Below are 23183 nucleotides of genomic sequence, written 5' to 3'. Positions count from 1 at the left end.
ATCAGCTTTTACAGCCCTACTCAACTGTGCGGAGGTGAGACGACGAAATCAAATTCTAACGAATTACCGATTTCTGTCCCACTCTCTCTATTTTGATGATTCGGTTTCATCCTTTAAGAGCTCTTTCTTCACGCGCACCGTACTCTCATACTCAGCCCCAGCTAGACGGTCAAAGGGAAAGCGACGATTGAGCAAGACGATGGCAAGAGTGAGAATCAGGTACAATAAAACCACAAAGAAGAGCAATAAAATCATGGACAGGGTTAAGAGAGAATTGTCCGTCAAATCGCTATTCAAGAGCGAAATCAAATAGAACAACCCTTGAGGAATCAGATAGAAATAACCTACTACCAGGATTCCCCGCCAGATGGTGCGAAGCCATTTTTGCTTGTCAAAATGCAAGCGGAATTTCAATAAAGCCATTCCCAAGGTTTTGCCCCGCCACAAAGGAATCAAACCAAAATAAACAGCCAAAATCGCTACATAAGGAATCGTCTCTAAACGCTCGATTACCGCGTAAAGCAAGGATAGCATTACAAAGTCGATCAAGAAGGCAAGACCCATCCGAAAACCAGATACTTTCGTTCCTACTCGGAAAGAATGCTCGTCAATTTCGTCTCGTGTCGGCAATAACCAAACCAGGAACCAACCGAGCAGATAACCCACTCCACCACCGGTAGTATTTTGAATAATATCATCAACATCTGCCAGGCGGTAAGGACCCGGATACATAAAGTAGAGACCTGATAACTGGGTCAGTTCCAAAAAGAGACTAAAGAGGGCTGTCAGGAGGATCGTTTTCTTAAAACCACACTTGAAATAATAGCGCAGATACATCCCAAAAGGAATCAACATCAGGACATTAAAGGCAGGCACATAAAAAGTTGGATGCTTAAGAGCTTGAATCCAAGTACCAGTCTGCGCTAAATCAAAGGGGCTCTCCTTGAAAAAATCCACCACAAAAGCAAAGGGATGGAGATTAACCATTTCCGAGTAGCTAGTATGAATCTTACTTGGATCCGGCAGAGGCAAGATCACCAAGAGATAGACCGTCATCAAGTAAAGCATAAAAGAATAGAAAATCAGCACCCGCAATTTATTGACCGAACCATATTTTCGATAATTCAAAATCATGTAGGGCAAGGTCAGCAAAAATGCCAGGAAAGGAAAGAGCTGAACAGCCGTTTTAATAGTAGAGATATACCCCATTGTGTCTCCTTTTTTTCGTTATAAAATCACCCTTTGTACAATGACAAAAGGTGATTTCTTCATTGATATAGAATATTATACGGCCTGGTAAAGGAAGAGTCAAGGAAGTACGATGAAAACCTTACTGAGGAGCCGTCTTAATAGTTAGCTTCTCCCCTCCAAGACTTTACTTCCGATAAAAACCAATAGATAACTCACAACCCCTGAAAGATGCAATAGCGTTGAGATCCATCCGGTGATTGCTGGTAAGAGCATGAGGCCAGATAGAAAAATTAAGAATAGATAAAACCATTTTACGGTGAGTGAAAATTCTTTCCACATCTTTGGCAGGAGCAGGACTCCTCCGGTCACAAAGGCGTATCCTACAGCAGAGATCCCTGTTGCCTGAATGTCCTGCTCCTGGGTTAAGAGGTGAAAAACGATGGAAGAGAGGACTGTCGCCGTCACAAAAACGATCAAGACTTGTCTAGAGCCTATTTTTCTTTCTAGCAGTCCTCCGAAGGGAAGGAGCATGAGTCCATTTAACAACAAATGGACCCATAAAAACCAGATAGGGGCTCCTTTACTACCGTGCATCAGGGTCCCACTAACATATTGCCAACCATACACCGGCTTTGAATGAAAAGCCAATAGGTCATACATAGCATCCCCATAAAAGGAAGTCAATAGACCGAGCAGCAAACAGATTAGAGCTAAAGTACTGATAACAGGATAGGCTATAAGGATTCTTTTCATATTTATCTTCTCTTTTTCAAAAAACAGCGTTACGATGTCTCCATTCACGACCATTATACCATGTAATTCAATGGAGACAGAAAAGTTTTTTGCTTCTTTCGTTTCAAATCTTTGCTGGAAAAACGAAATATCGTGACTTATTAGTCGGTCATTATTCGTGACCGGAAAGCGATCCTGTTTTTTAGCCGTAGCAAAAATTTGACTTTCTATTTTAAAAAGAATATACTCATTCTAATCTGAGACAAATATTTTTTATTTTTTTAAATCAACAGTATTGTATTCAGAGAAAAAACTACTAACTTCATGGAGGTGACGCTATGTCATTAGAAGAAAAATTGAACCAAGCAAAAGGTTCTGTTAAAGAAGGCCTTGGTAAATTAACCGGCGATACAAAAACAGAAGCTGAAGGCACTGCTGAAAAAGTTGCTTCAAAAGCAAAAGAAGTTGCTGAAGATGCAAAAGAAGCTGTCGAAGGAGCTATCAAGGGCGTTAAAAATATCTTTCATAAAGACGACAAATAGTCTTTAACATCCTAGACCTACTCTATTTTCTACAGTCACATTTGACTGTGAAAGATAGGGTGGTTTTTTATTTTCCATTTATCTTAGGTATAGAAAAAACACCCCGAAGGGTGCTCTTTGTAAGTATAGTAATTCTTTCGAATTAACATTTTGAGTGCAGTGGTTGCCATCCAATCAAACATCGCTACGCTTGTTTTCTTGGGGCAACTATGCATAGCATATCTCTATGCGACTAAAGTCGCTAGAGCTATCCTAATTGCGCACCGCCAGTTCTCATACAAAAAACACCTTGCAAGATGCAAAGTGTTTTCGTTTGTATTCTACTTTCCAGCAACGAATTAACGTTTAGAGAACTGGCTAGCTTTACGAGCTTTCTTAAGACCCGGTTTGGAAAGTATGAATTTCAGTTGGACTAAAAACAGCGTAATATCAAGACTTTTCTCCGCTTTTATAAAAGCGTTTTTCCAATCAAATTCAACTAATTTTATCTAAATGGTGTGGATTTTACCCCCAAAATTACAGAGAATGGAGCTGATAAACACTAAACGTTCACACCATTAGTTAAATGATTTTTTTCATCATTTTTCTTAGATGATAGAACTTCTAATTTATTTCTTATTCAAGCAAAAACAACCTGCTATAAGTAAGAAAGAGGAAGATACAAGAAAAACACGGCGTAAAAACCGATTCAGTTCATTGTCCTCAATCCTTGTCTGCTTCATTTTCTTTTACGAGATCGTTTTGTGAATCTTTTTCAGAGAGTTTTTGATCAATATACTTGTCAATGTTTTCATAAAATTCCTTGGTCGCTTCACTATCTAATGTTGGCGAGTTCTGAACTTGATTCACTTTCAATTGAACAGATTGAATACCGTAAGAGGCTTGTTTTTGGTGGAGTGTTTCTAATTCTTCTTCTGAAATCGGATCTCCAACAACCGTCAAGACCAATTCATTGTTACTTGACTTGTAGACTTGATTAATAACCGTATAATTGGCGAACTCTTTTCCTACAAACTGTTTGATCCCTTCTTTGCGCGCTTGTTCTATTGTCAGAGTAACTGCCGAATAGCTAGCTGGAAGAATCAACAATACAATCAAAGAAATCAAGCCAATTCTCATTTTAATGCTCAGCTCTTTAAATGAAGTTAAAGGAGATTTTCTCATCAAAATTCTTGTTCCAACAATGTTGGCTAGCATGATAAAGACACAGTTGATCAAGAAAAGATAGAGAGCCCCCAATAAAAATCGTACATTCCCATTAGCTAAACCATAGCCAGCAGTACAGATAGGCGACATCAAAGCTGTAGCAATGGCTACTCCTGGCACGATATTGTTTGCTTCTTTTTTCCTTGAACCGATCACACCAGCAATCCCACCAGCAATAGCAATGAGAACATCCCAAATGGTTGGAGAGGTTCGTGCGATCAACTCGCTACTTGCATAAGACAAGGGAGAAATCCAGAAATACAGAGTCGAGACAAGCAAACTGACCAACACTTGAGTCAATAAAACCTCTAGAGATTGCTTGATTAAACGCGTATCAAAAATAGCTAAACCGAATCCCAGTCCAACAATCGGTGTCATGAGAGGTGAAATTAACATGGCTCCAATAATAACAGCTGTTGAATTCATATTTAGACCGATAGAGGCAATAAAAATTGCACACATCAAAATCGCTGTATCTCTCAATCGAACATGAAGGTCATCGTATTATTTCTCACGGTATTCCCGTGTTGAATAATTGGCAGTCATTTGTCCTCTCCTCTTTCCTTATTTAAATCGGTATAATAATTAATAATAACAGCTGATAAACAGCCAAAAAATATGAGCCCATAAATCGTCAAGAAGACACTGGTAATCCTTCCAATCAAGGTCACAGCTAGGAGATCCCCGTAGCCGACAGTCGTCGAAGTCACAAAAGCATACCAAAGACCGTCTCCGTAATTTGTGATAGCAGGTTCAACTAGGAAAAGCACGCCTCCTGACCCAAAAACAAAGGTCACAAAACTCAGAGCAAACCGAGTAAAACCCGTAACCTGTATAATATGCCATAACATTTTTAAACGTCTCATTTGTTCTCCTTATTCATACTAGCTCCTGACCGAGCCGTTTTTTCCAATAATCAAAGTGAAGATAGGACATGATCTCCATCAGAGAAAGATAGACAAACTGATAGATCTGATTTAAGCTGATTATCAACTGATATTGTTTGAAAAATGACTGGAAGAAAGACCAGATATGACTGTCTTGAATCAGTCCCTTCTTAACATCAGACAGGATATTAGCTAAAGCTCCCAAGGACTGAAACGGTAAATCCTTGACATTTATATAGATCCGGTCCACCACATCATTCAGACTGGTATCTTGGATGGCATGAAATTCTCCAAAGAGAACTCCTGCCGCTCCAAGAGTAGAAACAAATTCCACCAAATAATTTCTGAGGAAATTTTCTCAACCTTTTCCCATAATGTGTTTAGTGCCATCCATAACGATCCCAACCAGAAAAAGGAAAGAAAACAAGCAAAGAAATTTTGCCGTAAATCCCAAAAAGCTTCAAGACTTGGTGTTGTTGGTTTTTCTAACTCTAAAATCAAGATGGTCATAATAATTGCTAGAACAGCATCTGTCAATACAATTAATCTGTCTTTCTTCATCGGATTGCATCCCCTTTCTTTTTTGTAACATTCTATCTTATCGCATAATATTGGATATTCTTTCATAATCCGACTACAAACAAAAATAAACCAAAAAGTCTGTCCCTATTATGCTATATTTAACTCTAGAAGTATTCATCCATCTAATTAATAAATATATCATATTTCACAATAAATGAATACTATCAAAGATTCATCCCCTTTCACTTCATCATTTAGTGTTGCTTAGATTTATCAAAAACAACCAAATTTGTATTAATTTCAAGTATCACCTAGTTACAAAAATTTGGGGTGAACAGAAAAAGCATCCCGTATTTTTGATACGAAATGCTTTCAATAAGTTTAAATAAGTTTTAACGTTTACTAAATTGTGATGCTTTACGAGCTTTTTTCAAGCCTGGTTTGATTTCAGTTGGACTAAAAACAACGACATATCAAGGCTTTTCAGAACGATATCTACTGATTTATTTCATAAAATTTGAATCAATATTTTTTAAATAGGGGAATAGTTATTGTAATCTTCGAACTTCCTGATCAGATAATGTCATATCATTCTTTTCCTTTGCTTAGCTCAACATTATAAATGATTTCAGCTTCAGGACTTCCTTTTTCATCCTTAACAACATCCTTTAGCTGATTGTCTTGAACCAATAAAGAAATATTTTCATCTGTACTTCTAGCCTTCGTGAGTTTTGCTTCATCTGGCAAGTGCTGTGCTTTAGAAACATCGATATTATTTCCATTGGAGTCCTTTAAATCTATAGCTTCATTCCCGCCTCCATCAAAATTGAGAAGAACATCAGAAACGATACCAAAACTGCTTGGATTAAAGTTATTAATTGGAGTTCCTAGAGTAGCCTTATTTCCATACTTATCATAAATAGTTGGACGCACGTACGCATTTGAGAATGTTGACCCTTCCTCAGTAATGTATATTGGGGAAAATTCAATCTTTTCAATACCTCTATAGTGTTCTTTGATGTAGGTTCCTATTTGCTCTTCTAGCAAACGAAAGCCATGCTGATAGAGTTTGGTTGTTTTCGGGCCTAGATTTGGTTTAGTCAGCTTGTTATATATATATGTTCCTCCAAATATAAGAATGAGTACAATAGCAATTATTTTAGCAACCTTATTTCTCATTAGTTGCCTCCGTTCCAAGTGATAATCTACAATTTTCAGTCTGTAATCATATTACTTAATTATAACATAGTTCCCATTTTGTAAAATTAAGATAGACAAAAAAAGACATCCAAGAGAAAATTATTGAATGTCTGGAAAGAATATAACTCCATTAACCTTGTTAATAGACTGGAAATGATGATATTATGGTCTCCTTACCTCAAATACTGCTGTATGAACCCACTCATTATGAATTTGTAAGTCATTTTCTATCATTCTACTAAAGGTGAAGCCATTTTTTAAAAGCACTCTCTGAGAAGCTAGATTATCTCTTGCTGTTCCTGCAATGATTCTATTAAAACCATAAGTAGTAAACGCTTTGTCTAAAACGAGTCTAACCGCTTCGCTTGCATAACCTAAATTGGTAACATTTTCCCCAATTCTATACCCAAGTTCTGCTGTTTTCCGATCACCATCTAAGACACTTAAATTGATTCTCCCGACCATAACGCCTTGCGAATCTCTAATAAGATGCATATAGACATCACGATTCCTTTGTTCCGTTAACAACTCCCTTGTAATTTCTTTAAAACCTTCTAAATCAAAATAGTTAGCTGGTCTAGGAGGTAAATTTCGTTCAAAATACTCTCGATTTTCTTTTTCAAAAGAATAGACATCTAAACTATTTGCTTCAGACAACAACTCTAAACTGATCATTTCAAAGCCTCCCCCATCATTATCTACATTCAACATTTTCTCATGTTTACACAAAGTGAAATTTACAGAATTTAAAAAGATTCTTTTATTTTCTGTATTGTTTCTACATTATAACACAAAATACTATGGATAAGCATAATATTCAAGGCGCCACACCAGCCAAACAGGCTAGAATATCTATCAAAGCTATTTCAGAAGCACTTACTCATAGTGACATCCAAATAACGAAGACTTATGTCAATACTACTGAAACAGTAAATCAAACAGCAGGAGAAATAGCCTTTAGAAGTCTCAAAAAGCAATAGGGTGAACTTTAGTTTTTTGAACAAAAAAAGACATCCAAGAGAAAATTCTTGAATGTCTGTAAACGTTGATATAATCGTGTTGATTAACGTTTTGAGAATTGTGATGCTTTACGAGCTTTTTTCAAGCCTGGTTTGGAAAGTATGGGTTTCAGTTGGACTAAAAACAGCGTATTATCAAGGCTTTTCAGAACGATATCTACTGATTAATTTCATAAAATATGAATCAATAGATTATAAATAGGGGAATAGTTTAGGTCTGTAAGCATTAAAATAATACACCTAACTTTGATCACCATTTTTTAGTTATTCACTCTTTTTTCAGATAGTGTTTTTAAAGTTATGATGTAAAATGCCGCAATTAAAACACTATACATCATAATCGGAGGATAGACAATTAAGTATAGAATCAATCCCACTCCTTTAATTATTTGGTCAGGTATCAATAACTTTCTATATTGTGCGGTAGCTTCAAGTAATTCTTTCTGATCTATATTGGGTTTATCAATTACTTTATGTAAAAACCAGTTTGCTACCGTTGAAACAACAACGATTATAATCTCCCTATAATCATGGAAAAGTAGTAAAAATAGTTGTTATCCTAGTTGATTAAAAAAATCTCTGATTTCCTCATCCTTTATAAAATAATATATAATTTTCCCCTCTCTTCTAGTGTCCAAGATATTTTGATTGGCTAGTTTACGAAGATGGTGGGAGGCAGATGCCATACTGAGATTTAATAAACAGGCTATATCGCAGACACAGAGTTCTTCGACGGCAAGGAGATAAAAGATGATATTTATCTGTTTATTATCGGTAAATTTTGATAAAATGCGAAGTGATTTTTGGACTTTTTCCTTTTCAAGGTAGTTCGTTGCGGTTGTAACATTTTGTTGATTTATAACATCCACTTGACAGATACTATCTTTTTTCATAATTTTTTCTCCTAGCCTAACACAGCCCATAGCATGTCAAAGCTGTTGTTTTCAATCAGGATATACATCCCCAATCCTAAATAGACAACGGCAATAAACCATCTGCTATATTTTTCCAAAGTTTCTCCAACAGAAGGGACTTGTGCTAATTTTTGGGCAGAAAAAACCAAGAGATAAATCATGACTAGAAAAGTAAGTAAAGTCACTATCAAATTCGCTAAATTTAAGGTGGTAAAATATGGGACAAAGACACCAATATTGTCAGCGCCACAACTTGCAAAAGTAATCATAGCGACTAGAAAAATCAGGTTTTTATTGTCTTTTCGCAAACCATCTTTTGCAATAGCTTCTCCATCAGAATCTCCTAAAAGCAAAACTTTGAGGCCTAGGAAAATTGGAATCAAACCGAGTAAACCTAAAATCTCTTTACTAGGAATATAATTTAAGACAAATGCAAAAAGCAAACTTAGGAATATTAGACTAACAGAGCCTAGAAATTGTCCTAAATAGATGTTAATGATGTCCTTTCTGCTTTTTCTTTTGGCAAAAAATAACATTAGGATAATAAGTAAGTCTACGGCTGTCCCAGAATACAGGATTATTGAAGTAACAATATTTTGAATCATAAAACACCTCATTCAAATATATTTTTGAATGTATTCTAACATTAACCTTTGTAGATGTCAACTTAAAATCCACCAATTAATAATTGCATGTCAATATTTGTATTGTGAAACTAGTTTCAGAAATATATAGTCTTAAAGTATGTCCACTGCCAATGGTTTTTTCAATATTTAAAAGGAGAGAACCAATTTGGTCCTCTCCAGGGTATAATTTTCCACCAACCCACTACAGTTGACAAAGAACCGTTATTCTCAAATGAGACAACTCCTTTTAGTTTTTATAACCTCAGCTTCTCGGTCTCTTACCTACTTTTAATAGAAAGACTACGAAGGACGATTCTTAAAGTAGTCAGATTGTGCAATATCGAAAGATTAGATGGGCTTAACCAATTTAACAACCCAAATCCAATTAAACTTCCATTTATTACAACTGTTTCTTGAATATTTCTTTGAATTAATTTCTGCAACGATTCAGATAAAGAATTCAATTCCTCGAAGAAATCTAAACGATTATCTAATAATAAAATATCACTCATCTGCTTAGAAATATCAGCACTTTCATTCATCACAACCCCAATATCTGCAAGCGTCAAGGCAGCAGAGTCGTTTAACCCGTCTCCAACCATCAAAATAGTTCGGCCAGCTTTCTGTAATTCCTGAACCAACTGAAACTTACCATCTGGTTTTAAATCAGTATAAACGTTGTCAAATGGCAGATCTTTAACCAACTCTTCTGTTCTAGCCAACGTATCACCAGTTGCCAGAATCAGTTTTTTCCCTTGGCGCTTTAGCTTTTTCAATGCAACTTTCGCCTCGCTTCTCAAGGGAGTGTGGATACAAAACATCCCAATTAATTCTTTCTTATAAGCCAAAAACAATAAATTGTAATGAGTCTTATATTGCTCAATCAAGGCCAGCTGCTCAGAACTAATTCTTACCTGTTCGTCTTGCATTAGTACATAATTTCCAATGACAACCGATTGACCATCAATTTGCGATTTAATCCCTTTGCTTGCAACATACTGAAGCTTGCCATGCATTTCTTCGTGTTCAATGCCTTCAATTTCAGCTTGTTTAACAATTGCATTGGCAATAGGATGATAGATATGTTCCTCCAAACATGCACTTATTCTTAAAATATCTTTCTCAGTATAATCTCCGAAAGGAAGAACCTTTTCAACCAAAGGATAACTCGTCGTGATGGTACCCGTTTTATCAAACAAGAAAGTATCCACTTCCAGATATTTTTCTAATACATCACCATCTTTAATAACCATTTCTCGATTTAGACCTTCCTTTATGGCCGTAAGGTAGGCTACAGGTGTGGATATTTTTAGAGCACATGAAAAATCCACCAATAAAAAGGAAATGGCTTTTGAAAACGAACCTGTTAACAGATAAGTCAAACCAGCACCTAAGAAGTTATATTTTACAACCTTGTCTGCCATCCTAATAAAATGACGTTGTTTTGTCTTCTTACTCTCTTCAGATTTTTTCATCAGATTGATGAGTTGCAAAATACGACTGTTTATCTGATTATCAGTCACACGAATTCTTAACTCTCCTGTTTCCAAAACAGTATTCGCACATACAGAATCTCCCTCTTTCTTTTCAACAGGGAAGCTCTCTCCAGTCAAGGAACTCTCATTGACCATGCCTAATCCTGAAACCACTTGGCCGTCAAACAAGATTTCATTACCTTGGGAGACAACTAATACATCACCTACTTGAACATCAGAACTCTTGATGCTGATGACCATGTCTCCCCGCACTAAGAAAACATCACTTTCTTTAGCAAGAAGGCTTTGTTCCAAATCTGTTGCTGTTTTTTTTAAAGACCACTGATCCAGATGATTACCCAAATCAAGCATAAACATGATGTTGCTAGCTGTCTTGGATTGGTTCATAAACAAGGACAACAAAATGGCCGAACAGTCCAAGACCTCCATGGTTAGTTCCTTGCGCGCTAAAGTTTGATAGGCTTCTTTGACATAACCCAAAGCCTGATAACAAGTCCAAATATAACGAATAGGGTAGGGTACAAAACTTCGAAACAGCAAACGCTTAATCGCTGCACCCGATACAATTGAATAAGCACTCTCTTCTCTACGAATGGGAAGAGTCATCAAGTCCGAAACTTTCCCCTTGTCAATTTTTTTTAAAAAGGCCTCTGCATTTTCTAATACAGAGAAGCCTTCTTTCATACGTAGAGTAAAGTGCTGCTGATCCATATAAAACTGAATAGAGTCGATCCCTTTTTCATCTTTAGCCAAGGAACGAAGATAATCTTGAATATCCAAGGTCAGTGAAAACGAGGACGATAATCGGATATGTTGATATCCTCTGTGTAGCACTTTAAAAGACATATTATTCACCTGTCAGGCTATCTAATTGTTCTTCTTTCTTTTCCTGTTCGTATAAATATTTAGCGTCTTGTAAAACATCATCACCGTGTTGTTTTACAACAGAAACAGATGCATCCAGTCCATCTTTCAATTTGTAAGCTTTAGCCAAGGCCTTAGAATAGCCTTTCTTAGCTTCTTTACTTGCTAAGACTTTCAAGCCAAGCGTCCCAAATGCTACCCCTCCTAAGAAGAGAGATGATTTTTTCGCAACTTTTGCGACGTTTAATACTTCTTTTAACATGTTTATTTCCTCCTTGTAACTATTGTAGCGAAAAATGACAGCAAAAGCAATTGCTGATATCTGATATATAGATAAAATTCTCTATACTGATATTTAATTATATTATGATGAAAACAATATACTTTATTTTTTGATACTGTAAATAATTATGTGTAAACACTTAAGTAGAGTTACGGAGTGTTAATTAAATAAGCTTTCAAGTGTATCAGAACATTGACCAAACCCTTTATGGATTCGTTGACTTTGCTTGAAATTATAATCTTCAAACAACGTAACTAAGTAACGTTCCAGAGCCTCCTCATTAGGAAAAAGAACCTTCTTTTTCGTTTGATGTTTGATTTCTTTGTTAAGAGACTCAATGAGGTTTGTCGAATACATGCTGTGCCAAATCTGGTAGGGAAACTGATAAAAAGTTAAAAGATTATCCGTCTTCTCCAGACTTTCCATGACTTTCCTATACTTTGGTTTCCATTCGGCGAGAAAGTCCTCTAAAGCTTGTCCTGCCATTTCTAAATTTTCAGCACGATAAATCATTATAAATTGCCCCAGAATAACCGCTCTATCTGCTCGTTTCACTTTACTAGCTAGATTTCGACTAATATGAATTAAGCAACATTGTTGTTTAGCTAATGGGTGAGCCTGACTGATAATCTGCTCAAGCCCCTTAAAGCCATCTGTAACTACAAGAGAAATCTGTTGGATTCCTTGGTTTTGAAGCTTGTCTAACAGGGTGGACCAAGAAGCATTGTTTTCTTGAGGCAACTGTGCATAGCATATCTCTATGCGACTAAAGTCGCTAGAGCTATCCTAATTGCGCACCGCCAGTTCTCATAGAAAAAAACACCTTGCAAGATGCAAAGTGTTTTCGTTTGTATTCTGCTGTCCAGTAACGAATTAACGTTTACTAAATTGTGATGCTTTACGGGCCTTTTTCAAGCCTGGTTTCTTACGTTCAACTTTACGTGAGTCACGTGTAAGAAGTCCTGCGCGTTTCAATGAATCGCGGAAGTCTGGGTCTACTTGAAGAAGGGCACGAGCGATACCGTGACGGATAGCTCCTGATTGACCAGCGTATCCACCACCTACAACGTTAACGAAAACGTCGTATGAACCTACAGTTGAAGTAACTGCGAATGGTTGGTTGATGACCAAACGAAGGTCAGCGTGTGGGATGTACTCTTCAACATCTTTTTTGTTAACAGTGATTTTACCAGTTCCTGGAACAAGGCGAACGCGTGCAACAGCGTTTTTACGACGTCCAGTACCTGCATATTGTGCTTGTGACATACTTTATTGTTCCTTTCCTTAGATAAGTCCTGAAATATCAAGAACTTCTGGTTGTTGTGCAGCGTGAGTGTGCTCAGCTCCAACGAATACTTTCAATTTCATACCTTGAGCGCGGCCAAGAGTATTGTGTGGAAGCATACCTTTAACTGATTTCTCGATCAAACGAACTGCATTTTTAGAACGAAGTTCACCAGCAGAGATTGATTTCAATCCACCTGGGTGGTTTGAGTGAGTGTAGTAGATCTTATCAGTTGCTTTTTTACCAGTCAATTTAACTTTTTCAGCATTGATAACGATTACGAAGTCACCTGTATCAGTGTGAGGTGTGAATGTTGGTTTGTTTTTTCCGCGAAGCACGCTAGCAACAACTGCTGAAAGGCGTCCAAGAGGTACATCAGTTGCGTCAACAACGTACCATTTGCGTTCTACTTGGCCTGGTTTAGCCATGAATGTAGTTTTGTTCATGATTTCTCCTATATGAATGTCGTTTTTGTTTACAGGGCGGATGTTCCGGTCCGCGAGTTATTTGAAAGGTTCCGGGGCCTTACAAATGGGGTAAACAATACCGCCTACTATTGTATCAAAATTCTAAGATAAAAGTCAACCGATTTGGAAAATTATTTACGATTTTCTTTTCCAATGACAAATCCGATCAAGGAATTCGGGCCGATGTGGGCTGAAATAACTGGTCCAAGAGGCATCACGATGACTTCATCGATGCCTTCAAGCGCAAGCATTTCTTGCTTCAGTGCTTCGGCTCCTTCTAGATCGTTGGTATAAGAGACCAAGGCTGTGCTTCCACCGATATCGGCTTTGATCAACTCCAGTAATTCTCGGACAGCTTTTTTGCGACCCCGAACCTTGCTGATAGGAACTAATTTTCCTTCCGCATCTATCCAGAGAATAGGTTTGATGCTGGCTAGACTTCCCATGATCGCGGCACTCTTTGAAAGGCGACCGCCACGCATGAGGTGGTAGAGGTCATCGACCAGGAAATAGGTCCGAAGTTTCGGCGCTAGCTCCATGATTTCTTCTTTGGCTTCTGCTAATGAACGACCTGCATCACGCGCAGCTACTGCCCGCATAACCAGGTAGCCCTCTCCAATCCCAGCAGCCTTCGGATCGACAATCTCGATCACGGCTTCTGGGTAGTCTTCTAAAACCAGGTCTCGTGCCATGATTGCACTCTGATAGGTCCCTGATAAGACTGATGAAAAGGCCACATAAAGCAGGGGTGTTCCCTCTTTTGCAAAGTGCTTAAAGGTCTCCTGGAATTGGCCCACATTGACCTGACTGGTTGTCGGTTTAGCTCCATTTTTCATGGCTTCTAAAAGCTCAGGGCTGGTCAATTGACCTTGGCCAACTGTCTGGTAAACTGTTCCATCTAACTCAATGGTCAGGCCAAGAATGGTCACCTGGTGTTCCTTGGCCCAGTTCTGGTCTAAATCTGCGGTCGAATCTGTCAAAATAGCAAATGTCATTTCTTGTCTCCCATCATTTCTTGTAATTGTCGCAATACTTGGTGATCAAGCGGTCGCATGGGTGGTTTTTGATCATTGACCACTCGCTTCGCCTGATTGAGGTTTCCTTTGACGACTGCGACTCGTTTCTCTAACTCTCTAGCAGATACCCGAAGGGCTCCTTGAGCAAAGACAGTCCATTGTTCATGTAAGTCACTGGTCGCGACGGATACCTGGTGGAGGGGCGTATTGAGCTCTGCCGCCAAGCGCTCGATATAGTCGTCTGCCGTCTCATCCTCACCAGTAAAGACCACCTGAACATTGAACTCATCGTAGGTCTGCCGCACTCCTGGCATATACTGGGCATCAAAGACACAGATGACTTCGATCCCTTCAAAGCTAGCATAATGGCTCAGTTTTTGCAGGAGGATGTTGCGCGCCGCATCGAGCTCACTTTTTTGAAAGAGCTGGCGGGTCTCCTGCCAGAAGGCAATCATATTGTAGCCGTCAACCAATAAGATTTTTCGTTTCATATCATTGCCTTTCTACTATTTATAGTCGGTTGCGAAAGACCTCATACATGAGGATGGCTGCTGCCACACTGGCATTGAGGCTTTGAACATGGCCATTCATAGGAATGGTGATCATCTCATCGACTTGCTTTTTGATATTGGTTGAGATCCCTTTTCCTTCATTACCAATGATCAAAGCCAACTTACCAGCCGTATTCCACTGATGAGATGGCGTGCCGTTCATGTCGGTTCCAAAGATCCAGAAGCCCTCTTCCTTTAACTTGTCTAGGGTTTGGCTGAGATTGGTCACACGGGCAATGGGAATGTGTTCCACTGCTCCGGTAGACGTTTTCGACACCACTGGGGTTACCCCGACTGCCCGGTGCTTAGGAATGATGACCCCTGAGACATTGGTCGCATCAGCTGTCCGCAAGATGGAGCCAAGATTGTGCGGATCGGTCAAGCCATCGAGAATCAACAAAAGCGGGTTCTCTTCTTGGGCTGTCTGTTTCAGAATCGCTACCAAGTCTGTGTAAGCAAAGGCTGCCACACGAAGAACGAAGCCTTGGTGAACAGCTCCTTCTGTCATTTCCTGTAGGGTTTTCTTTGGCGTCCAAGAAATCGACACTTTTTTCTCAGTTGCTAAGGCCTTGATCTTGTCGACATTTTTTCCTCGGAGGTCTTCTTGAATATATAATTTATTGCCTGTATTGGCTTGTAAAGCCTCGGTGACTGCATGGACACCGTATACGATATCGTTATTTTCCATAGAACTAGTATACCACAAGAAAGGAGGATGAGGCCAATTCATGATATAATGAAATGAAATCTATCTCAGCGAAACCAACAAAATAGAAAGGAAGCCATGCCTCTTTTTCAACGAACCATCAAGCTCACCTTGGCCACCTGTTTAGCAGCTGCCCTTGCTTATACTCTGGGCTTGACCTATGCCATCTCAGCTGGCGTCATTGCCATCTTGAGTATCTCTGATACGCGTCGGAGTACCATCAAGCAAGCCTATCAGCGTTTTATGTCGACCTTGCTGGCCCTTGTGATCGGAAGTCTCGCTTTTTCCTTTTTTGGATTCAACCTTTGGGCACTGGGAGTCTTTATTGCTCTCTATGTTCCATGCGCCTTTCTAATGGGCTGGCAGATCGGCATCACGCCAAGTACGGTCCTCGTCACCCATCTCTTGATTGAGCAGTCTACTTCCTGGGGGCTCTTGCTCAATGAACTTGCCCTCTTTTTAATCGGGACCAGCTTTGCCCTGCTGGCCAATCTCTATATGCCTTCTAATCAGGCTGCGATTGATCACTACCATGATGTTGTCGAAGACCAACTAAAGAAGATCCTCGGTCGTTTTGCGGAATTTCTTGGTAAAGGGGATGGTCGCAATGATGCTCGCTTGATTAAGGAGTTGGATAGCATCCTAAAGGATGCTTTAAATCTAGTCTATCTGGACCATTCCAACCACCTCTTTCACCAAACCAACTACCATATTCACTACTTCGAAATGCGCAAGCGGCAAAACGATATCCTGCGGGATATGGCAGAAAACGTCAACCGTTGTCAGTTAGCGGCGAGTGAAAGCATAATCCTAGCTCAACTTTTTAAGAAAACGGCCCAACAGTTAAGCCAGAAAAATCCTGCCCAAGATCTTCTAGATGATATTAGTCAGTATTTAGCGATCTTCCGTGAACGTCCTCTTCCTAAGACCCGTGAAGAATTCGAAACACGCGCCACCTTGCTCCAATTGTTAAGAGACTTAGAAACTTTTATCCAGGTCAAGGTTGATTTTTACCAACAATTCCATGAGGAAACAGAATAGACAAAGAAGCCCTTGCAAGATGCAAAGGCTTTTTTATTCAGGCAGTTGTTGTAAACGCTTTCCTAAAATGGTATACTAGAACTGGAAAATAACTTTTTAAGGAGGGTCTTCTATATGAAGTCTTCGTATAAGAAACATTTGTACACTACGACACTCAGTCTCTCAGCGGCTGTCTTGCTTTCCGTTATCGGTCATGGCCAAGCTTCAGCCGATAGCTTAGAAGCGCCTCAAGCGGAACCAAGCACGGTCCTTGAAGTGACACCTGCTACTGAGCAACCTGTGACAGCCGAGACGACCAGTCCTGCTACAGCCACAGAAGTAACTCCTGCTAGTCCTGCAGAAACAGCATCGACTTCTGATGTGGCTTCTAGTACAGAAGTTGCTCCAGCCGCTAGTCCAGTCACTAACCGTGCGACAACAACCGCTGACCAAGCGACTCGATTGGAGAATAGCACCATTTATCTCTCTGAAAAGAGCACGATTGATGACAAAGTCCAAGAAAAAGCTCAAGCTGCTGGCAAGATCAACTGGACCTTAGACAATAAGCCACTCTCTGAGTGGAAAACTTGGGATATGGAGACAGGAACACTGAGCAAGGATCCATTCCTTACTATCACAGAGACCGCAAACGGCAATGATCTGGATCTCCACATCGACGTGCAGGATCTCTTTGGTGAAGATCTCAGTCTTCGTAGCCCAAATAATATTCGCCGGACTTACCGCAATTACATCGGCAACCATGAACTGGTCGGGACCAATGCAGACTTAGGAATCACCATCAATAAGACCCTTGTTTTTCGACCTTATCAGGACTACCATACGCATGAAGAGATGCTAGCTGCTATCGAAAAATCCAAGGAAGAAGCGAAACCCGATCGTTTGGTGCAGCTGGAAACTCTTGGAAAGAGTGCCCAAGGACGGGATATGAAGATGGGGATCGTGAGTAAGGACCAAGCCAGCATCGATCACTACCTGTCTAGTACCAACCCTACAGCTTTGACTAAGCCAAGCGAAATGCTGGCCGCACTAAAAGACAAGACCTTGGATTACAAATTACCTGTCTTAGTCCACAATACCCACGCGGATGAGCAGCCAGGCATTGACATTATCACAGGCCTCTTCAATACCTTTGCGACCAAGGAAAAGGTAACCTTTAACACCACCGATGAAGCTGGAAATGCTAAAACAGTCACGCTAGATATTCCAACCCTGCTCAATAAATTCATCTTCTTATTTGACTTCACGGAAAACCCAGATGGGGATGCTCTCAACCTGCGGGCCCTAGCAAACGGGCTCGATCCAAACCGGGATGCCAGCTACCAAACAAATCCGGAAGTTCGCACGGTTATCCAAATGATCAACAAGTGGAATCCGATTGCTCTCTACGACTTACACGGTTTTGTCAAAGAATTCTTAATCGAACCTGCAACGCCACCACATGATCCGAACTTCGAATACGATCTTCTGTCAGACCTGATGCTAGAAAATGCCCATCATATGGGACGGGCAGGAGTTGCCAATTCTAAATACAATAGTTACATCATTCCAAAACTGGATTGGGGCGATGGCTGGGATGACTCCTTCTCTGGCTATACAGGAGTTTATGCTGTCTACCATGGTATCTTAGGCCATACTATCGAAATTCCAGAAGGAAATGAAGAATCCTACAAAGCAGGTCGCAATGCTGTCCTAGGCGGAATTGACTTCCTCAACCAAGATCCGGACCGTCTCCTTGAGATGCGTCTCAACTTCTACCTGCGCGGTCTCAATAAAACCGAAGATCCAAAAGCTGAAAATGAACTGGTCGGCCCAAATGGAGAAATCGTGGGACGTGTGAAAAACGGTCGTCCGAAATTCTTCCCAGACTACTACGTCATCCCAATGAGCCTCGACAAAGACAACGATGCCCAAGAAGCCTTTAATATGATCGACTACTTCAAACGCAATGGTGTCCTCGTCAAGGAACTCAAAGAAGATATTGGCAACTATAAAAAAGGGGACTTAGTCATTGACATGGCCCAAGCCAAACGTGGCTATGCTAACCACATTCTCTACAAGGGCTCCAACGAATCTGCCTGGGCTGCTATGTACGCAGAGTTGCTGGTCAACTTCCCAGATATGAGAGGGTTCAAGTCCGAACCTGTCTTTGCGGATGGTCTTTTCAACGGAAAATTAGGAGAAGTCACCACCACCCGCGCCACTCGTACCTCTGAGATCGATCCAAAAGCTCCTTACTATGTGATATCAAATACCTCAGCCAGTGCCGTTAAAGCTGTCAACCAGGCCATCGCGCAAGGTAAATCTGTCTATCTAACAGACGATGGCTACATTGTTGACCGCGATACCTTTGCTTCGCTCCTGCCAAACTATGCCATTTATGGTGATGCCCTCTACAAGGTACCAAGCGGCCCAACCTTGAAACCGATGAAGGTCTACTCTCCAAACTACCACTATAATTGGGCTGGAGTAGATGCGCCTGCTCATACTAGTTTGGTCCTTGAAAAATTAGGCTTCCAAATCGTCAATACGCCAGAAGAAGCGGATGTTGTTATTTTGGAAAGCAATCGCTTTGACGCTTCCATTTTTGGCAAGAAACCAACCCTTGTCATTGGTGGGGAAGCCATGCAAAAATTGGAAAAATTGGGAGTTCTTACAGGATTTGACGCTGAAAAACTAAAAGGCGGTAGTGACTACGAAGGCTTGATGAAAGCGATCATTGATGATCAGGATCCATTGACCAGCGGATACAAGAAGAATACCCTCTTCTACTCCAACTCAGGAAACTGGATTGAAAAGGTTCCAGAGCATTTCAAGACCTTGATGAGCATCGCTCCAAGCGATTATTATATTGCAGGTTGGTGGCCACATAACGATGTTCTGGCTAACAAAGTCATGGCCATCTCTGGAGAACTGATGGGACAACCACTCTTTGTCTATGCAGGAAATCCAACCAACCGTCAACACCCTGTCCACTTCTTCCGCTGGGTAACCAATGCGATCTTTGGCAGCAAGTTGGCAAGCTTGATGGATTACGTTCCAGCTAAAGAACCAGATCAAGTGGTAGTTCCAATTCATAACCAAACAAGCAATCCACAGCCAATCTTAGCCAAGAAGGATTCTCCTAAAGTGCTCCTTCCACAAAAAGAAATGACAACTAAAAATGAAGAAAGCGTGCAAGCCTTGACTTACCAAGTAGGACAAAGCTTCCAAGAAAGTCCAGCTAAGGCACAATTGCCACAAACTGGAGAAGACACAACCGCACACTTCATTCTTTCAGGCTTCTTGTTAGCCGTTAGCGGAGGCTTCCTCCTCTTGAAAAAGAAAGAAGTTGAGTAAGTTCCAGGTTTAGACTTGGATGACACGAAAAGAACCTTCGCAGACGCGAAGGTTCTTTTTGGAGATAAAATATCTTTCAAAACTTTCCTTAGGTGAGTACGGACGTCAGCGAACTTCTTCGAAGTTCCATGACTTAGTTTTGAGCCTAAGGTCTCAAAACTCCCGAGTGTTTGAAACAATAATGTTTCAAACACTTTTCTCACAGCGGAAAGTTTCAGTTTATACTTGACTGATTCTAAAGTATAGAAAACTTTTATAATGTTCTCCAGAATATTTAATGAACATACTATTCTACATTAAATCCTAACACTGATGCAAAGTTTCTCCTTATTCCACCAATTCCAACACAACCGTTTGGTAAGGAGCTAATTCTAGCACTTGGTCTCCTTCTTGGAATAATCCTGCTGTATTATTTAAAACGACTGTTTTAATCGGAGCTGGCAACTCCAAGGTGGCCTGGCGATTTTGGAAATTGCTGACAACCAAGAGACGCTTGTCCCCACGGCGTTCAAAGGCGATGATGTTTTCACGGTCCCGATACGCTGGGATCATATCTCCGAATCGGATGGTATTTCCATAAAGGGGATGGCGATACAAGGCCGTCAACTGGCGATAGTAATTCAAGATGGAATTTGGATCCTTTTCTTGATCTTTCACATTGATGGCAACATTTGGTTTGGGACTGATCAACCAGGCTGTTCCATCGCTAAAGCCCAATCCTGGCTCCGCTGACCACTGCATGGGTGTCCGCGCATTGTCCCGGCTGTAGTTGGCAATCGCGGCCAAGGCTTCTTCCTCGCTTAAACCAGCTTCTTTCGCGACGTGGTAGCCATTGATGGTTGCGATATCATCAAAGTCCTCCACCGATTCAAAGACTTGGTTTTCCATCCCAATTTCTTGGCCTTGGTAGATAAAAGGAATTCCCTTACGCAAAACCTGAATAGTTCCCAGAGCTTTTTTACTGGTATCGTTTACTGGACCTTCCGCAATATAATGGGACACCCCACGAGGCTCGTCGTGATTCTCGATAATGGTCGAAAGAACCCCAATGCTATCCGCGCGCTCATGGGCTTGGAAAATACTTTCCTTGAGTTCATCTGCAGTTGGAAGAGCATGGTCGAACCAGCCTTTTCCTTCCTGACCCAGCATGGTTTGTTTGAAGTCAAAGATGGAAGAGAAGACACCATCTTTTCCAATAAAGAAGTGCAATTCTTCATCGGTTTCATTGAAAACTTCCCCTACAGTGAAGGCATTGTACTTGGCGAAAGTTCGCTCCTTTAACTCTCGCAGGAAAGGTTCAATCGGTTGGGCATTGACCAGCGATTCCGGCACTGGAACCAGGCCATTGTCACGATCGGACGGAAGCGAACGCCATTCTAAATCCTTTTTGATATTGATAATGGCGTCAATCCGGAAGCCAGCGATTCCCTTGTCCAACCACCAATTGATCATCTTGTAAATCTCTTCGCGTAAGACAGGATTTTGCCAATTGAGATCCGGCTGATCCTTGTGGAAAGAATGGAGATAGTATTTGTTGGTGCCAGGAACTGGTTCCCAGACACTGCCTCCAAAGTAACTTTCCCAGTTGTTGGGTTCCTTGTCACTTTCGATGAAATAAAAGTAGTCCGCATAAGGTCCATCTGGATCCGCTAAAGCTTTTTGGAACCACTCGTGATGACTGGAGCAGTGGTTAACCACCAGGTCCATAATGATGGAAATGCCCCGCTTCTTGCCTTCCGCGATCAGCTCTTCCATATCTTCCATGGTTCCAAAAATTGGGTCAATGGCATAATAGTTGGAAATATCATAACCCTGGTCAATAAAAGGACTCTTGTAAATAGGAGATAACCAGAGAATATCAATCCCTAAGTCTTGAAGGTAATCTAGTTTCTCCGTGATTCCTTTCAAATCCCCAACACCATCTCCATTGCTGTCTTTGAAGCTTTTTGGGTAGATCTGATAAGCGACCTTCCCCTTCCACCAGTCTTTTTCCATGTTTTGTCTCCTTAAAATGAAAGAGACCGAGACACATTGTCTCAGTCTCTATAGCGCCAGTAGGTATTAGTATACTGTTTTTTCAGTTTCTTTGTCGAAGAAGTGAGCTTTGTTCAAGTCAAATCCAAGTTCGATGGTTTCACCAGTTCCAAGGTAGTCACGTGCATCTACTTTAGCGATGAATTCGTTGTCACCAACTTGGCAGTACAAGTGAGATTCAGAACCGAGCAACTCAGACACAGAGATCGTAGCTTTCACAACTGATTCTGGGAAAGTTTCAAGGAATGCAGCTTCTGTATTCACGTCTTCTGGACGGATACCAAAGATCAATTCTTTACCATCATAGCCTTTTTCTTTCAAGACTTTCAAAGCACCTTCTGGAACTTTCAAATTCAATCCATTAGCAACGATGTGTCCACCTTCCAATTTTACATTGATGAAGTTCATCGCAGGGCTTCCGATAAATCCAGCTACGAATTTGTTCACTGGGTTTTTGTATACTTCTTGAGGAGTTCCGATTTGTTCTACACGTCCGATTGTACCAGTACCTGCAGGGTTTTTAGTAGCAGACATGATAACGATACGGTCAGCAAGTGTCATCGCTTCTGTTTGGTCGTGAGTTACATAGATCGTTGTAGCTCCGATACGACGGTGAATTTTCGCGATTTCAGCACGCATCGATACACGAAGTTTAGCATCCAAGTTTGACAAAGGTTCGTCCATCAAGAATACTTTTGCATCACGGACGATCGCACGACCCATGGCAACACGTTGACGTTGACCACCAGAAAGGTCAGCTGGTTTACGATCCAAGAATTCTTTCAAACCAAGGATTTCAGCTGCTTCTTGTACACGTTTGTCGATGTCTTCTTTGCTGTATTTACGCAATTTCAAACCAAAGGCCATGTTATCGTATACAGTCATGTGTGGGTAAAGAGCGTAGTTTTGGAATACCATGGCGATATCACGGTCTTTAGGTGCCACGTTGTTTACAACAGTGCCATCGATTGAACATTCACCTTCTGTGATATCTTCAAGACCAGCGATCATACGAAGAGTCGTTGATTTACCACATCCTGAAGGACCTACGAAAACGATAAATTCTTTGTCTTTGATGTCCAAGTTGAAGTCTTCTACTGAGTAGTGTTCGCTGTTTGGATATTTTTTGTAAATATTTTTAAGATTTAATTCTACCATGATGGTACTCCTTTGATTTTTATAGTTCTATTGTAAATGAAAACGTTTTACAAATCTATGGCAAGTCTCACAAAAAAGAAAAAGAGTTTTGTGCAAGTTGCACAAAA

21 protein-coding genes and 2 pseudogenes are annotated in these 23183 nt (G+C 40.5%); 3 read left to right on the top strand and 20 right to left on the bottom strand.

The genetic code is table 11. The annotated features are described in order from the left end of the window. Positions 1 to 87 precede the first annotated feature (87 nt). Positions 88 to 1209, bottom strand: coding sequence for a VanZ family protein (locus ADG03_RS09290; RefSeq protein ID WP_023919353.1), 1122 nt, complete (start codon positions 1207 to 1209; stop codon positions 88 to 90). A gap of 144 nt (positions 1210 to 1353) precedes the next feature. Continuing rightward, a complete protein-coding gene (locus ADG03_RS09285) occupies positions 1354 to 1944 on the bottom strand; it encodes a rhomboid family intramembrane serine protease (protein WP_049471981.1) in 591 nt (196 codons plus the stop codon). 317 nt (positions 1945 to 2261) lie between these two features. Between ADG03_RS09285 and ADG03_RS09280 the strand changes: the two genes are divergently transcribed. Further along, entirely contained in the window at positions 2262 to 2465 is a 204-nt protein-coding gene (locus ADG03_RS09280) for a CsbD family protein (protein WP_049471982.1), read from the top strand. Positions 2466 to 3167: 702 nt separating this feature from the next. On the opposite strand, the pseudogene ADG03_RS09275 reads toward ADG03_RS09280, so the two are convergent. The 16 genes and pseudogenes from ADG03_RS09275 to rlmB form a co-directional block, all read right to left on the bottom strand. After that, positions 3168 to 4217: pseudogene (locus ADG03_RS09275) on the bottom strand (DUF389 domain-containing protein). Then, positions 4214 to 4537, bottom strand: a complete 324-nt coding sequence (locus ADG03_RS09270; protein ID WP_001253404.1) for a potassium channel family protein — start codon at positions 4535 to 4537, stop codon at positions 4214 to 4216. The pseudogene ADG03_RS09275 and the gene ADG03_RS09270 overlap by 4 nt, the downstream one beginning before the upstream one ends. A 13-nt stretch (positions 4538 to 4550) precedes the next feature. After that, on the bottom strand, positions 4551 to 4892 hold the full coding sequence (locus ADG03_RS09265) for a hypothetical protein (RefSeq protein WP_000397556.1): 342 nt from the start codon (positions 4890 to 4892) through the stop codon (positions 4551 to 4553). Then, positions 4817 to 5119, bottom strand: coding sequence for a TMEM175 family protein (locus ADG03_RS11315; protein ID WP_004240734.1), 303 nt, complete (start codon positions 5117 to 5119; stop codon positions 4817 to 4819). Before ADG03_RS11315 ends, ADG03_RS09265 begins: the two co-directional genes overlap by 76 nt. Before the next feature lie 549 nt (positions 5120 to 5668). Continuing rightward, positions 5669 to 6259, bottom strand: a complete 591-nt coding sequence (locus ADG03_RS09260) for a hypothetical protein (protein WP_021154426.1) — start codon at positions 6257 to 6259, stop codon at positions 5669 to 5671. Between the two features lie 183 nt (positions 6260 to 6442). After that, complete coding sequence (locus ADG03_RS09255; protein ID WP_049473333.1) at positions 6443 to 6955, bottom strand: GNAT family N-acetyltransferase; 513 nt, start codon at positions 6953 to 6955, stop codon at positions 6443 to 6445. 898 nt (positions 6956 to 7853) lie between these two features. After that, positions 7854 to 8192 (bottom strand): Cd(II)/Zn(II)-sensing metalloregulatory transcriptional regulator CadX, encoded by a 339-nt coding sequence (gene cadX / locus ADG03_RS09250; protein WP_000711078.1) that lies wholly within the window; start codon positions 8190 to 8192, stop codon positions 7854 to 7856. A gap of 11 nt (positions 8193 to 8203) precedes the next feature. Continuing rightward, positions 8204 to 8818, bottom strand: a complete 615-nt coding sequence (locus ADG03_RS09245; protein ID WP_002911684.1) for a CadD family cadmium resistance transporter — start codon at positions 8816 to 8818, stop codon at positions 8204 to 8206. 299 nt (positions 8819 to 9117) lie between these two features. Beyond that, a complete protein-coding gene (locus ADG03_RS09240) occupies positions 9118 to 11181 on the bottom strand; it encodes a heavy metal translocating P-type ATPase (protein ID WP_002893754.1) in 2064 nt (687 codons plus the stop codon). Position 11182: 1 nt separating this feature from the next. Next, positions 11183 to 11461, bottom strand: a complete 279-nt coding sequence (locus ADG03_RS09235; protein WP_002893755.1) for a DUF6110 family protein — start codon at positions 11459 to 11461, stop codon at positions 11183 to 11185. Positions 11462 to 11641: 180 nt separating this feature from the next. Then, positions 11642 to 12232 (bottom strand): annotated as a pseudogene (locus ADG03_RS09230) (IS256 family transposase); the annotation flags it as partial. A 123-nt stretch (positions 12233 to 12355) separates the two neighbouring features. Continuing rightward, positions 12356 to 12748, bottom strand: coding sequence for a 30S ribosomal protein S9 (gene rpsI, locus ADG03_RS09225; RefSeq protein WP_000075973.1), 393 nt, complete (start codon positions 12746 to 12748; stop codon positions 12356 to 12358). A gap of 18 nt (positions 12749 to 12766) precedes the next feature. Then, positions 12767 to 13213, bottom strand: a complete 447-nt coding sequence (gene rplM, locus ADG03_RS09220; RefSeq protein WP_002876943.1) for a 50S ribosomal protein L13 — start codon at positions 13211 to 13213, stop codon at positions 12767 to 12769. Positions 13214 to 13365: 152 nt separating this feature from the next. Continuing rightward, positions 13366 to 14229 carry a DegV family protein gene (locus ADG03_RS09215; RefSeq protein WP_049473328.1) on the bottom strand — a complete coding sequence of 288 codons (864 nt, stop codon included), beginning with the start codon at positions 14227 to 14229 and terminating at the stop codon, positions 13366 to 13368. Further along, positions 14226 to 14741 (bottom strand): NYN domain-containing protein, encoded by a 516-nt coding sequence (locus ADG03_RS09210; protein WP_049473327.1) that lies wholly within the window; start codon positions 14739 to 14741, stop codon positions 14226 to 14228. The genes ADG03_RS09215 and ADG03_RS09210 overlap by 4 nt, the downstream gene beginning before the upstream one ends. A gap of 19 nt (positions 14742 to 14760) precedes the next feature. Beyond that, positions 14761 to 15489, bottom strand: a complete 729-nt coding sequence (gene rlmB / locus ADG03_RS09205; RefSeq protein ID WP_049473326.1) for a 23S rRNA (guanosine(2251)-2'-O)-methyltransferase RlmB — start codon at positions 15487 to 15489, stop codon at positions 14761 to 14763. Between the two features lie 96 nt (positions 15490 to 15585). On the opposite strand from rlmB, the gene ADG03_RS09200 reads away from it, so the two are divergent. Together ADG03_RS09200 and ADG03_RS09195 are read left to right on the top strand one after the other, a co-directional pair. Next, positions 15586 to 16548, top strand: coding sequence for an aromatic acid exporter family protein (locus ADG03_RS09200; RefSeq protein WP_049473325.1), 963 nt, complete (start codon positions 15586 to 15588; stop codon positions 16546 to 16548). Between the two features lie 114 nt (positions 16549 to 16662). Continuing rightward, complete coding sequence (locus ADG03_RS09195; RefSeq protein ID WP_049473324.1) at positions 16663 to 19884, top strand: LPXTG-anchored zinc carboxypeptidase; 3222 nt, start codon at positions 16663 to 16665, stop codon at positions 19882 to 19884. A gap of 327 nt (positions 19885 to 20211) precedes the next feature. On the opposite strand, the gene ADG03_RS09190 is transcribed toward ADG03_RS09195, so the two are convergent. After that, entirely contained in the window at positions 20212 to 21879 is a 1668-nt protein-coding gene (locus tag ADG03_RS09190; RefSeq protein ID WP_049473323.1) for an alpha-glucosidase, read from the bottom strand. A 66-nt stretch (positions 21880 to 21945) separates the two neighbouring features. Then, positions 21946 to 23076 carry an ABC transporter ATP-binding protein gene (locus ADG03_RS09185; protein ID WP_021154414.1) on the bottom strand — a complete coding sequence of 377 codons (1131 nt, stop codon included), beginning with the start codon at positions 23074 to 23076 and terminating at the stop codon, positions 21946 to 21948. Between the last annotated feature and the right edge of the window lie 107 nt (positions 23077 to 23183).

It is taken from the genome of Streptococcus parasanguinis (assembly GCF_001069785.1).
Taxonomy (GTDB): domain Bacteria; phylum Bacillota; class Bacilli; order Lactobacillales; family Streptococcaceae; genus Streptococcus; species Streptococcus parasanguinis_T.
This window is presented reverse-complemented; position numbering and strand designations above follow the sequence as displayed.